At 70.6% G+C, this 12276-nt stretch carries 15 protein-coding genes; 4 read left to right on the top strand and 11 right to left on the bottom strand.

Translation table 11 applies throughout. The features are described from left to right. Positions 1–27: 27 nt before the first annotated feature. From ABZ642_RS05600 to ABZ642_RS05565, 8 genes are all read right to left on the bottom strand, one after another. Complete coding sequence (locus tag ABZ642_RS05600) at positions 28–1728, bottom strand: methylmalonyl-CoA mutase family protein (protein ID WP_360477492.1); 1701 nt, start codon at positions 1726–1728, stop codon at positions 28–30. 75 nt (positions 1729–1803) lie between these two features. Next, positions 1804–2142, bottom strand: a complete 339-nt coding sequence (locus ABZ642_RS05595) for a DUF3817 domain-containing protein (RefSeq protein ID WP_360477489.1) — start codon at positions 2140–2142, stop codon at positions 1804–1806. Between the two features lie 66 nt (positions 2143–2208). Further along, complete coding sequence (locus ABZ642_RS05590) at positions 2209–2718, bottom strand: MarR family transcriptional regulator (RefSeq protein ID WP_360477486.1); 510 nt, start codon at positions 2716–2718, stop codon at positions 2209–2211. A gap of 187 nt (positions 2719–2905) precedes the next feature. Next, entirely contained in the window at positions 2906–3553 is a 648-nt protein-coding gene (locus tag ABZ642_RS05585) for a TetR/AcrR family transcriptional regulator (RefSeq protein WP_360477483.1), read from the bottom strand. Beyond that, positions 3550–4230: a DUF4166 domain-containing protein gene (locus ABZ642_RS05580; RefSeq protein ID WP_360477480.1), complete on the bottom strand. Its 681-nt coding sequence runs from the start codon at positions 4228–4230 to the stop codon at positions 3550–3552. Before ABZ642_RS05580 ends, ABZ642_RS05585 begins: the two co-directional genes overlap by 4 nt. Then, on the bottom strand, positions 4227–4970 hold the full coding sequence (locus ABZ642_RS05575) for a hypothetical protein (protein ID WP_360477477.1): 744 nt from the start codon (positions 4968–4970) through the stop codon (positions 4227–4229). Before ABZ642_RS05575 ends, ABZ642_RS05580 begins: the two co-directional genes overlap by 4 nt. 159 nt (positions 4971–5129) lie before the next feature. After that, complete coding sequence (locus ABZ642_RS05570) at positions 5130–5423, bottom strand: MTH1187 family thiamine-binding protein (RefSeq protein ID WP_014675047.1); 294 nt, start codon at positions 5421–5423, stop codon at positions 5130–5132. Next, positions 5420–5764, bottom strand: a complete 345-nt coding sequence (locus tag ABZ642_RS05565) for a DUF3817 domain-containing protein (protein ID WP_360477474.1) — start codon at positions 5762–5764, stop codon at positions 5420–5422. The genes ABZ642_RS05570 and ABZ642_RS05565 overlap by 4 nt, the downstream gene beginning before the upstream one ends. Before the next feature lie 171 nt (positions 5765–5935). Here ABZ642_RS05565 and ABZ642_RS05560 point away from each other — a divergent pair, with 171 nt between their 5' ends. The 4 genes from ABZ642_RS05560 (at position 5936) to ABZ642_RS05545 (ending at position 8583) form a co-directional block, all read left to right on the top strand. After that, positions 5936–6568 (top strand): AIM24 family protein, encoded by a 633-nt coding sequence (locus tag ABZ642_RS05560; RefSeq protein ID WP_360477636.1) that lies wholly within the window; start codon positions 5936–5938, stop codon positions 6566–6568. A gap of 1 nt (position 6569) precedes the next feature. After that, a complete protein-coding gene (locus ABZ642_RS05555; RefSeq protein ID WP_360477632.1) occupies positions 6570–7220 on the top strand; it encodes an AIM24 family protein in 651 nt (216 codons plus the stop codon). Then, on the top strand, positions 7217–8014 hold the full coding sequence (locus tag ABZ642_RS05550) for an AIM24 family protein (RefSeq protein ID WP_360477471.1): 798 nt from the start codon (positions 7217–7219) through the stop codon (positions 8012–8014). Before ABZ642_RS05555 ends, ABZ642_RS05550 begins: the two co-directional genes overlap by 4 nt. A 92-nt stretch (positions 8015–8106) precedes the next feature. Continuing rightward, on the top strand, positions 8107–8583 hold the full coding sequence (locus ABZ642_RS05545) for a MarR family transcriptional regulator (protein ID WP_351710553.1): 477 nt from the start codon (positions 8107–8109) through the stop codon (positions 8581–8583). Positions 8584–8641: 58 nt separating this feature from the next. On the opposite strand, the gene ABZ642_RS05540 is transcribed toward ABZ642_RS05545, so the two are convergent. From ABZ642_RS05540 to ABZ642_RS05530, 3 genes are all read right to left on the bottom strand, one after another. Next, positions 8642–9850 (bottom strand): MFS transporter, encoded by a 1209-nt coding sequence (locus ABZ642_RS05540; RefSeq protein WP_360477468.1) that lies wholly within the window; start codon positions 9848–9850, stop codon positions 8642–8644. A 150-nt stretch (positions 9851–10000) separates the two neighbouring features. Then, positions 10001–10957, bottom strand: coding sequence for a methylmalonyl Co-A mutase-associated GTPase MeaB (gene meaB / locus ABZ642_RS05535; protein ID WP_360477465.1), 957 nt, complete (start codon positions 10955–10957; stop codon positions 10001–10003). Positions 10958–11016: 59 nt separating this feature from the next. Beyond that, positions 11017–12222 (bottom strand): acetyl-CoA C-acetyltransferase, encoded by a 1206-nt coding sequence (locus ABZ642_RS05530; protein ID WP_360477462.1) that lies wholly within the window; start codon positions 12220–12222, stop codon positions 11017–11019. Positions 12223–12276 lie beyond the last annotated feature (54 nt).

Here is a 12276-nt window from a genome sequence, read left to right as displayed (position 1 = left end):
CGGCGGCCCCCCGCCGCCCGCGACCCGTCAGAACCCCGCCGGCTCCGTGTACACCCCCCACTCGTCCCGCAGCACCCCGCAGATCTCGCCCAGGGTCGCCTCGGCGCGTACCGCGTCGAGCATCGGTCCGATCATGTTGGCCCCGGAGCGGGCGGCGCCGAGCATCGCGTCCAGGGCGGCGCGCACCGCGCCCTCCTCGCGTGCGGTCCTGCGCTCGTCCAGCACCCGTACCTGCTCCCGCTCCACCTCGTGCGAGACCCGCAGGATCTCCAGGTCCCCGGTGACGGAACCGGTGTGCACGTTGACGCCGACGACCCGCTTGTCGCCCTTCTCCAGCGACCGCTGGTACTGGAAGGCGGACTCGGCGATCTCCCCGGTGAACCAGCCGTCCTCGATGCCCCGCAGGATCCCGGAGGTGACCGGCCCGATCGGGTGCCGTCCGTCCGGATGGGCGCGCAGCCCGCGCTCCTTGATCTGCTCGAAGATCTTCTCGGCGTCGGCCTCGATCCGGTCGGTCAGCTGCTCGACGTACCAGGAACCGCCCAGCGGGTCCGCCACGTTGGCGACGCCGGTCTCCTCCATGAGCACCTGCTGGGTGCGCAGCGCGATCTCGGCGGCCTGCTCGCTCGGCAGCGCGAGGGTCTCGTCGAGCGCGTTGGTGTGCAGCGAGTTGGTCCCGCCCAGTACGGCCGCCAGCGCCTCCACGGCCGTGCGCACCACGTTGTTGTACGGCTGCTGGGCGGTCAGCGAGACGCCCGCGGTCTGGGTGTGGAAGCGCAGCCACTGCGACTTCTCCGACCGGGAGCCGTACACGTCCCGCATCCAGCGGGCCCAGATCCGGCGGGCCGCGCGGAACTTGGCGATCTCCTCGAAGAAGTCGACGTGCGCGTCGAAGAAGAAGGAGAGTCCGGGCGCGAAGACGTCGACGTCCAGGCCGCGGCTGAGCCCCAGCTCCACGTACCCGAAGCCGTCCGCGAGGGTGTAGGCCAGCTCCTGCGCGGCCGTCGCGCCGGCCTCGCGGATGTGGTAGCCGGAGACGGACAGCGGCTTGTACGCGGGGATGCCGGCCGCGCAGTACTCCATGAGGTCACCGATGAGCCGCAGATGGGGCTCGGGCTGGAACAGCCACTCCTTCTGGGCGATGTACTCCTTGAAGATGTCGGTCTGCAGCGTGCCGTTGAGGACCGACGGGTCGACGCCCTGCCGTTCGGCGGCGACGAGGTACATGCAGAAGACCGGGACCGCCGGACCACTGATCGTCATCGACGTCGTGACGTCGCCCAGCGGGATGTCCTTGAACAGGACCTCCATGTCGGCGGCGGAGTCGATGGCCACCCCGCAGTGCCCGACCTCGCCGAGCGAGCGCGGGTCGTCGGAGTCGCGGCCCATGAGGGTCGGCATGTCGAACGCCACGGACAGACCCCCGCCGCCGTTGGCGAGGATCATCTTGTACCGCTCGTTGGTCTGCTCGGCGTTGCCGAACCCGGCGAACTGGCGGATGGTCCAGGTCCGCCCCCGGTAGCCGGTCGGATACAGCCCGCGCGTGAAGGGGTACTCCCCGGGCCAGCCGATCCGCTCGAATCCCTCGTAGGTGTCCCCTGGGCGGGGCCCGTACACCGGCTCCACGGGATCCCCGGAGAGCGTGGTGAAGTCCGCGTCCCGCTTGCGGGCAGCGTCGTAGCGGGCCTGCCAGCGTAGGCGGCCCTCCGTGATGGCGTCAGCGTCCATACCCTCGAATTTACTAGGACGTCCTAGTAAATGTCGATGGCGAACCGCCGTACGGTCCTCCGTACGGCGGTGGGATCAGGCCTTGGCCACGACCGGGGTGCCCTCGGCGATCCTGTCGTCGAGTTCGCGGGTGACCTTGCGCTCCACGAAGAACGCCGCGGTCGGGATGGTGCCGGCGAGCAGCACCCACAGCTGCTTGCCGACCGGCCACTTCGCCTTGGAGCCCAGGTCGAAGGCGAAGACCAGGTAGACGACGTAGAGCCAGCCGTGCGCGATGGCGACGACCCGCGTGACGTCGGCCGCACCGTCGATGTCCAGCCCGTACTTGGCGATCATGCTCAGGCACAGCAGCACCAGCAGCACACCGGTGACATAGGCCAGGACGCGGTAGCGGGTCAGCACGCTCTTTTTCATGGGGACGAGCGTAACCACCCGTTCCGGGAGATCTTGTCCCGGGTCGGCCCTCGTGGCGGGGCCGCGTCACTCCTCGTCGAAGTCGTGCGCCGAGACCCGCAGCGGACGCAGCATCGCGAAGATCTCCGCGCACTCCTCGGAGTCGTACACCCCGAGCCCGAAGTCCATCGCCATCAGGTCCCGGGTGGCCGCCTCGACGACCTCGCGGCCCTTCTCGGTGATCGTGGCGAGCGTGCCGCGCCCGTCGTTGGGGTTGGGCCGCTTGGCGACCAGACCGGATCTGACCAGCCGGTCGACGGTGTTCGTCACCGAGGTCGGGTGCACCATCAGACGCTCACCGATCTTCGACATCGGCAGCTCACCGGCCTTGGAGAAGGTGAGCAGCACCAGCGCCTCGTAGCGCGCGAACGTCAGTCCGTACGGCTTGACCACCGCGTCGACCTCGGCCAGCAGGATCTGCTGGGCCCGCATGATCGACGTGATCGCGGCCATCGACGGGACGTTTCCCCAGCGCTGCTGCCAGAGGTCGTCGGCACGGGCGATGGGGTCGAAGGGGAGACTGAGAGGCTTCGGCACGGCACCGACCCTACCGGCCGGTCATATACCGGTCAGCCGTGTCTCGGCTTTCGGTCATCTCCGCCCCACCACGGCCGACACGCCCGGCACCGCCCACCGGGCGGCACGACGGCACCGGGCACCTGGCCGACGTCGGAGGCCGGCCCCGGGAGCCTCTCCGGGTCCCGGGTGAAGGCGGCGTCGGCGGCTAGCGGGTATGGCGGCGCAGGTGGTGCCGGACCGCGCGCTGGGCCACCGGACCGAGGTCGTCCAGCGCGGCCACCAGTGCGCCGAGCTGCTCCAGGGCGTCCAGGGCCGCGTGGGCGCCGGACGCGTCGACGCCCTCGTAGAGCTCGATGCCCACGAAGGACGCGGCGACCGCGCGGGCGAGCCCGGCCGGGTCGGCGAACTCGCCGAACGGCGTCGCTTCGAGGACCCGGACCAGCACCGTCTCGATCTCCGCGATCCACAGGTCGAGGCCGGCCGCGGTGGCGGGGCGGAGCGCCTCCTGGGTCTGGGCGCCGGCCAGCAGCTGTCCGAGCAGGGCGACATGGCCGCCCGCGCGCTCCTCCTCGTGGATCTGCCGCCCCACGGCGAGGAGCTCGGAGAGCGAGCCGACCGCGGCGAGCCGGGGACGGAAGCGGTCGACGGCCTGTGCGGCGCCGTACCGGCAGGCGGCCGCGAGCAGCTCGTCCACAGAGCCGAAGTGGTAGAAGACCAGCGCCTGGTTGACCCCGGCCGCCGCCGCCACCGTACGGGCCGAGGTCTTGGCGATCCCCTGCTCGGTGAGCGTCCGCAGCGCGCCCTCCAGCAGCTTGTTCTTCGTCTCCAGGGACTTGGCGGTCTCCGGGCTCACGCGCGCGGCTCCTCACGGACCGGCCGCAGCCCCGGCCTGACCCCGCACCGGCGGACATCGGTGTACGACGCCTCGAAGGAGCCCTGATAGCCGAAGAGCGGACCGAAGTACCGGTTCACGACCCGCACCTGGATACGGAAGCGGCCGGCCCGGTCGTCGTAGGACTCGCGCACCTCGGCGGTGGCACCGGCGAGTTCCGGGACCCGGACGTCCACCGGGCCCTCCCTGAACCGGTGTTCCCCGGAGCGGATGAGCAGCGAGCCGTCGGGCTCGGCGTGCAGGTGCAGCTCGCTGGCGAGGTGCTGGTGGGTGCCGAGGTAGTCGAGGATGCGGTCGCCCTTGGGGCTGAGCACCATCTGGGCGTCGAAGCGGCGGGAACGTCCGGGCAGGTCGAAGGTGCGCACGAAGGTCACCGTCTCACGGCCGTAGGTGTCGACGTAGGGCACGTTCTCGATCACGAACGGAATGTTCCGGCCCGCCTTCGGGACCAGGATGTTCCGGGTGGTGCCCAGCGCCAGGAACGGCCTCACGAACGCCGGTCCGTGCCAGATGCGCTCCATCACACCCCGGCCGGTGCAGGCCTCACCGCTCGCCAGGCCGACCGAGAAGCGCCGCTGGAGCTGTGGATGCAACCGGTCGAAGTCGTCGCCCAGCACGGTGCGGAACATGGACGTCACGGCTGCCTCTCCAGGGTGCGCAGGACCCGGGGCGCGGTCACCCGGGTCGGCGGGGTGCGCCGGCAGCGGCGAGCGGCCGGGGTGACGGCGAGCGGGGGCGCGAAGAGCGCCAGGGAGAGTGCGACCACGAGGAGCAGCGGGACCAGGAAGGCGACGGCGGGCGAGAGGCCGCCGAGGACCGGGCCCTGGCCCAGCCCGGCGATACACCCGGCGGCCGTCAGGACGCGGGCCGCCATCTCGGCCAGCCAGTTCCACCGCGCCCGCTCCGGGGTGATCCCGCGCTCCAGCCACAGCCGCAGCCGGTCGAAGGACCAGGCGGTCGCCCAGCCCATCAGGGGGCGCAGGACGAGCCGGTCGGCGAGCGCGCCGAGGCCGCCCCAGCGGGGCCGGTAGTCGTAGCCGGTGAGGAAACGGACGCCGTCGGCGACCGGGACGTAGCGCCAGTAGCCGCTGCCCTCGGCGAGCAGCGAGAGCGGGTGCGGGGAGGCGAAGCGCAGGGCGGAGGTGCGGGTGCCGTCGGGGCGCTCCTTCTCCCCCGCCGAGATCCCGGTACCGGCGATCGTGAGGAACGGCAGCACCCGGGTGGCGTAGCGGAAGCGCTGCGGCTCGCCCGGCACGCGCGCGAGGTAGTCGATCTCGGTGAACCTGAGGTCCCAGCGCTGATGCCGGGCCGGGTCCTGGGTGTGTGCCCACAGTTCGTCGAGGTCGGCGCGGATGTGCGCCTCTATGTAGAGCCCCATTGGTGTCGTACCCCCGTCACCTGGTTCTTCGGGCCTTTTTGAGCGACCGCTCAAACCCTCCGACGGTGACGGTACCCGTTTTTGAGCGATCGCTCAATCGGTGAGGAGAAGAAACCCCCGGCCCAGAGACGGGCCGGGGGTCGTCCTGCTCGTTGTCGGTTACTGAGCGAGGTGTCGCTCGACCGTCTCCACCTTGCTGGTGAGTCCGTCGGTGACACCGGGGCGGATGTCCGCCTTGAGGACCAGGGAGACGCGCGGGGCACGCGCCTCGACGGCGGCGACGGCGCGCTTGACGACGTCCATGACCTCGTCCCACTCGCCCTCGATCGAGGTGAACATGGCGTCGGTGCGGTTGGGCAGCCCGGACTCGCGGACCACCCGGACGGCGTCGGCGACGTACTCCCCGACGTCCTCGCCGACGCCCAGCGGCGTCACGGAGAAGGCGACGATCATGCGTTCACGACCCCTTCCTTGCGGGCGCGGGCGGCGATGACCTCGTTCTCGGCGGCACGCTTGAGCTTGCGCTCGGCGAAGAAGCCACCGGTCGGCAGGACGGAGAGGACGAAGTAGAAGGCGGCGGTACCCGGGGACCACTTGGTGCGGTTCCAGGCGTCGGCCCAGAAGATCACGTACAGGATGAACAGGACACCGTGGATCGCGCCCATCACGGGCACCGCGTTGAAGTCCGTGGTCCGCTTCAGCACCGAGCAGACGAGGAGGATCAGGAAGGAGACGGCCTCCGGGGCGGAGACCAGGCGCAGGCGGCGGATGGCAGTGGCGGTCTTGATGTCCACGAGTCACCTTCGGTGGGAGAGACGTCCACTCTTTGTGAACGCAAGCACAAACGTTCACCCATTGTGGCAAAGGAGTCTCCCGGGCCGGCCCCTAGGGGTCCGATCCGGGACGGCGTCCACCCCTGGGACCTGTTGGTGGCGTCGGCCTGCGGCTACCTTCGCAGCGTGGCGATGTTCCGACTCCAAGGCAGCAAGGTGCTCGCCGTCGAGATGACCGGGGACGCCGTGAAGGCGAAGAACGGCTCGATGGTCGCGTACGACGGGCAGATGGCGTTCAAGAAACTGAGCGGCGGCGGTGAGGGGCTCCGGGGCATGGTGACCCGGCGGCTCACCGGTGAGCAGATGACGGTGATGGAGGTGAAGGGGCACGGGACGTGCTGGTTCGCGGACCGGGCGTCCGAGATCAACCTGGTCGGCCTCCAGGGCGACAAGCTGTACGTCGAGTCGAGCAACCTGCTCGCGACCGACGCCGGCCTGCGCACCGGCACGACCTTCACGGGCCTGCGCGGCGCCTCCCAGGGCAACGGCCTGTTCACGACCACGGTCGAGGGCCACGGCCAGGCGGCGATCATGTCGGACGGTCCGGCGGTGGTGCTCCGGGTGAGCGCGCAGTACCCGCTGACCGTGGACCCGGGGGCCTATATCGCCCACCAGGGCAACCTCCGCCAGTCCTTCCAGTCAGGTGTGACATTCCGCACGCTCCTCGGGGAGGGCGGCGGCGAGGCCTTCCAGATCCGGTTCGAGGGGGACGGCTTGGTGTACGTGCAGCCGAGCGAGCGGAACACGATCGCGGGGGATGTGTGAGATGGCCCTGCGCGAGGTGAACTCCAAGATGGTCGAGGCGACCGTCATGCCCGGGCAGCGGCTCTACAGCCAGCGCGGCGCGATGCTCGCCTACAAGGGCGAGGTGTCCTTCACACCCAACATCCAGGGCGGCCAGGGCGGGCTGATGTCCATGATCGGCCGCCGGGTCGCGGGCGAGGCCACCCCGCTGATGACCGTAGAGGGCAGCGGCACGGTCTTCTTCGGGCACGGCGGCCACCACGTCCAGGTCATCGCCCTCACCGGTGACACCCTCTACGTCGAGGCGGACCGGCTGCTCGCCTTCGAGGGCACGCTCCAGCAGGGCACGATGTTCATGGGTGCCCAGGGCGGCGTGATGGGCATGGTGCGCGGCCAGGTCACCGGCCAGGGCCTGTTCACGACCACCCTCAAGGGCCAGGGCGCGGTCGCCGTGATGGCCCACGGCGGGGTCTTCGAGATCCCGATCACCCCGCAGCGCCCGGTCCATGTCGACCCGCAGGCCTACGTCGCCCACCACGGCGACGTCCGCAACAAGCTGTCGACCGCGCTCGGCTGGCGGGACATGGTGGGCCGCGGCTCCGGCGAGGCGTTCCAGCTGGAGCTCACCGGAAACGGCACGGTGTACGTCCAGGCGTCGGAGGAGAAGCTGTGAGCGCGTACGGTGCCGCCGGGCCGGTCGTCCACGACCCCATGACCCTCCCCGTCGACGACAACGTCAACAAGTACACCTTCTGCGTGGAGCTCAAGAGCGGCCAGTGGTTCCTGCAGAAGGGGAAGATGATCGCCTACTACGGCTCGATCGATTTCAACGGCGTCGGACACGGCCGTCTGGACCGTCTGGTGCGCACTTCGTTCCATTCGCCTCTGCACGCGAGCGACTGGGTGGTGGCGGAGGGCTCGGGCAAGATGCTCCTCGCCGACCGGGCCTTCGACGTCAATTCGTACGATCTGGACGAGGGCAACCTGACCATTCGCTCTGGCAACCTGCTCGCTTTTCAGCCAAGTCTCGCGCTCAAACAGTCGATCGTGCCGGGTTTTCTGACCCTTATCGGAACCGGAAAGTTTGTGGCCGCGTCCAACGGTCCGGTGGTGTTCATGGAACCCCCGATCCGGGTGGACCCGCAGGCGCTCGTGGGGTGGGCCGACTGCCCCTCCCCGTGCCACCACTACGACCACGGTTACATGACCGGGGTCATGGGCGGTCTACGTGCGATGACAGGCCTCGGCGGGGCCTCCGGGGAGGAGCACCAGTTCGAGTTCGTGGGGGCCGGCACGGTGCTGCTCCAGTCCACCGAGACCCTGATGGCGGAGCAGGCGACGGGAGCGGTTCCACACGAGCCCGGAGTACCCGGCGGCGGAGGGCCTTTCACAGGTCATTCACAGCAGCAGGGCACACCGCGCCTTCCCGGACAGCTGGGGGACCTGCAACGTCGCTTCGGGCTGTGAGCGGTAGTCTGCGGAGTGTGACATCGAACGCGTGCGCGCAGTCACACCACCCTCACTAGTTCGCCTTTCAACATTTTAGGTAGACTTCATACATGGAGACCGAGACGGCCACGCGCTGGCTGACCGATGCGGAGCAGTGCGCCTGGCGCACCCACCTGGAGGTCAACAGGCTGTTGACGTACCAGCTCGAAAAGGACCTGCAGCCGTTCGGCCTGACAATGAACGACTACGAGATCCTGGTGAATCTGTCCGAGTCCGAGGACTACCGGCTGCGGATGAGCGACCTCGCGGCGGCGACGCTCCAGTCCAAGAGCCGGCTCTCGCACCAGATCACCCGTATGGAGAACGCGAACCTGGTACGCCGCGAGAACTGCGAGTCCGACCGCCGCGGACTGTTCGCCGTCCTCACCGAGCACGGCATGGAGACGATGAAGAAGGTGGCGCCACATCATGTCGCCTCCGTGCGACGGCACTTCATCGACCTGCTGTCGCCGGAGGCACTCATAGAGCTCGACAAGGGCCTGAAGCCGATCGCCGAACACCTGCGGGGACAACGCGGGCGCCCGTGACGGCGAACGGCATCTGACGACGGCGGACGAGGGTTCAGGTCTCGTCCGCCGTCCCTTGTCAGGGGCGTGGCCGGGTGACCGCCGCCACCGCTGCGGCGGAGGCCAGGGCCGTGGCTCCCGCCAGAGCGAAGCAGAGTCCCACCGGCAGATGCCCGAGGGCCAGCCCGGCGGCCACCGAGCCTCCCGAGCTTCCGGCGTTGACCGCCGCGTTCACCCACGCCCCGGCCCGGGTCCGTGCGGACTCGCCCGCCATCTCGTCGGCCAGCAGGTACGCCGTCGTCAGGGTCGGTGCCACGAACACGCCCGTGGCCGTCATGGCCAGGGCCAGGGTCCAGACACCGGGGGCCGCCCCGGCCAGGGCCAGCGCCGAGCCCAGGGCCACCGTCAGCCATGCCAGCCGTTCGGCGGCCGAGAGGCGCCACTCCACCGCCCCGTTCAGCAGGCCTCCCACGGCGCTGCCCACCGAGAGCGCGGCCAGGACCCAGGCGACGACCTCCGTGCCGTACGACCGCTGCTCGGCGAAGGCCATCACCAGCAGTTCGGCACCGCTCAGGGCGAGCCCCAGGCCGGCGGCCGCGACCACGGGGGCCGCCGGGAATCGCCCGGGCGGTCCGCCGGCCGCACGCTTCGGGGAAGTCGCGCCCCGCACCGCCGGCGACATCACGAACACGCAGGTGCCGGCCAGCATGAGCACCGCGCTCAGCAGCAGCCCGGCCGGCGGCGGACCGAAGCGCAGCAGCAGGCCGACCAGCGCCGGGCCGGACACGAACAGCAGTTCCTCGGCGACCCCGTCCAGGCTGTAGGCCCGCTGGAGCAGCGCCGGGTCGTCGACCAGACGGCCCCACACCGCCCGCATCGTGGGGCCGAGGGGTGGCGCGACGCAGCCGGAGAGGGCGGCGGTGACGGCGAGTGCCGTCGGCGGGGCGCCCGGGCGCCAGGTCAGGGCCGCGAGCAGGCAGAGCACGGCGCTGTAGACGGCCGCCATGGGTGGCAGGGCCCGCCGGGGGCCGTAGCGGTCCACCAAGGTCGCCCGGACCGGCAGCAGGACGACCGCGGAGCCGCCGAAGAGGGCCATCACCAGCCCCGTCACGGCGTAGGAACCGGTGGCGCGGGTCACGGACAGCAGGACGGACAGGGAGACGGTGCCGTAGGCGAGGCGGGCCGCGAGGGCGGCGAGGAAGGTGCGGCGCGCGTGCGGGACGCGCAGGACGGCGGCGTACGACGGTCGCCGGGCGGGTGAAGGGCGCGACGAAGTCAGCGCGGACATGGGTCTGTTCCTCGGTCGGAGGCGGAAGAGGGGACACCTGTGCGCGCCACGGCACGGGACATGAAGGTGCCGTGGCGCGGGGTGCCCGCTTACGCCAAGGAGAGGAACATGCGGGTCAAAATAGCAGCCGGGGCCGTCGGACGGTCGAGATCAGTTCTCGGTCAGCCCCGCCACCAGTTCGTCCGCCGCGCGGTACGGGTCCAGTTCGCCGGTGACGATGCGTTCCGCGAGTGCGCCGATGTGGCGGTCTCCGTGCAGGTCGCCGATGCGTGCGCGCAGCGCCGTCACGGCGATGGTCTCGACCTCGCGGGCGGCGCGGGCCAGCCGGCGTTCCGCCAGGACGCCCCGCTCCTCCATCCACGCGCGGTGCTTCTCCAGGGCCTCCACCAGCTCGTCGATGCCCTCGGCGCGGGCCGCGACCGTCTTGACGATCGGGGGGCGCCAGTCGCCGGGGCCCCGGGACTCGCCGAGCCCGAGCATGTGGTTCAGTTCGCGGGCGGTGGCGTCCGCGCCGTCCCGGTCGGCCTTGTTGACCACGTACACGTCGCCGATCTCCAGGATTCCGGCCTTGGCCGCCTGGATGCCGTCGCCCATCCCCGGGGCCAGCAGGACGACGGACGTGTCCGCCTGGGAGGCGATCTCCACCTCCGACTGACCCACGCCGACCGTCTCGACGATGATCACGTCGCAGCCCGCCGCGTCCAGGACGCGGATGGCCTGCGGGGCGGCCCAGGCGAGGCCGCCGAGGTGGCCTCGGGTGGCCATCGAGCGGATGTAGACGCCGGGGTCCGAGGCGTGGTCGGACATGCGGACGCGGTCGCCGAGCAGGGCCCCTCCGGAGAAGGGGGAGGACGGGTCGACGGCCAGCACGCCGACACGTTTGCCCTGTTTGCGGTAGGCGGTCACCAGGGCCGAGGTGGAGGTCGACTTGCCGACCCCCGGGGAGCCCGTCAGGCCGACGACATAGGCGTTGCCCGTCAGCGGCGCGAGTGCCGCCATGACCTCCCTGAGCTGCGGGGACGCCCCCTCCACCAGGGAGATGAGCCGGGCCACCGCACGCGGTCGGCCCTCCCTGGCCTGGGCCACCAGTGAGGAGACGTCCTGCATCACAGCTCCGTTCGCTTCCGTTTACTTCCGTTCGCTTCCGCTGGCTCGGAGAAGCGGGTTCAGGCCTTCGGTACCCGCACGATCAGCGCGTCACCCTGGCCGCCGCCACCGCACAGCGCGGCCGCGCCGACCCCGCCACCGCGCCGCTTGAGCTCCAGGGCGAGGTGCAGGACGAGACGGGCGCCGGACATGCCGATGGGGTGGCCCAGGGCGATGGCACCGCCGTTGACGTTCACCGTTTCGGTGGACACCCCGAGGTCCTTCATTGACTGGACGGCGACCGCGGCGAAGGCCTCGTTGATCTCGATGAGGTCCAGGTCGCCGACCTCCAGGCCCTCCTTCTTCAGGGCGTGCTGGATGGCGTTGGACGGCTGGGACTGCAGGGAGTTGTCCGGTCCCGCCACGTTGCCGTGGGCGCCGATCTCGGCGAGCCACTCCAGGCCCAGCTCCTCGGCCTTGGCCTTGCTCATCACGACCACGGCCGCCGCGCCGTCGGAGATCTGCGAGGAGGAACCGGCCGTGATCGTGCCGTCGCGGGTGAACGCGGGGCGCAGCCGGCCCAGCGACTCGGCCGTGGTGTCGCCGCGGATGCCCTCGTCCTTGCTGAAGACGACCGGCTCGCCCTTGCGCTGCGGGATCTCGACCGGGGTGATCTCGGCTTCGAAGACGCCGTTCTTCTGCGCGGCGGCGGCCCGCTGGTGGGACAGGGCGGCCACCGCGTCCTGCTCCTCGCGCCCGAGGCCGAGGCGGGTGTTGTGCTTCTCAGTCGACTCGCCCATGGGGATGTTCTCCCAGGCGTCGGTCAGGCCGTCGTACGCCATCGCGTCGAGCATCTCGATGGCGCCGTACTTGAAGCCCTCGCGGGACTTGGGGAGCAGGTGCGGGGCGTTGGTCATGGACTCCTGGCCGCCCGCGACCACGATGTCGAACTCGCCGGCGCGGATCAGCTGGTCGGCCAGGGCGATGGCGTCGAGGCCGGAGAGGCAGACCTTGTTGATGGTGAGCGCCGGGACGCTCATCGGGATGCCGGCCTTCACGGCGGCCTGCCGGGCCGGGATCTGGCCCGCGCCGGCCTGCAGCACCTGACCCATGATCACGTACTGCACCTGGTCGCCGCCGATCCCGGCACGGTCGAGGGCGGCCTTGATCGCGAAGCCGCCCAGGTCGGCTCCGGAGAAGGACTTCAGCGAGCCCAGCAGTCGTCCCATGGGCGTCCGCGCGCCCGCGACGATCACTGAGGTGGTTCCGGCGGTTCCAGAAGTCATGAGCTGCGAATCCCCTTACCGGCTGCACTGCCGAGGAGTGAACGAGGGTTTACT

Origin of the sequence: Streptomyces sp. NPDC007157 (assembly GCF_040634235.1) — a bacterium.
GTDB lineage: Bacteria > Actinomycetota > Actinomycetes > Streptomycetales > Streptomycetaceae > Streptomyces.
Note: the sequence above shows the minus strand (reverse complement) of the source record. Positions and strands in the feature narration are given on the sequence as shown.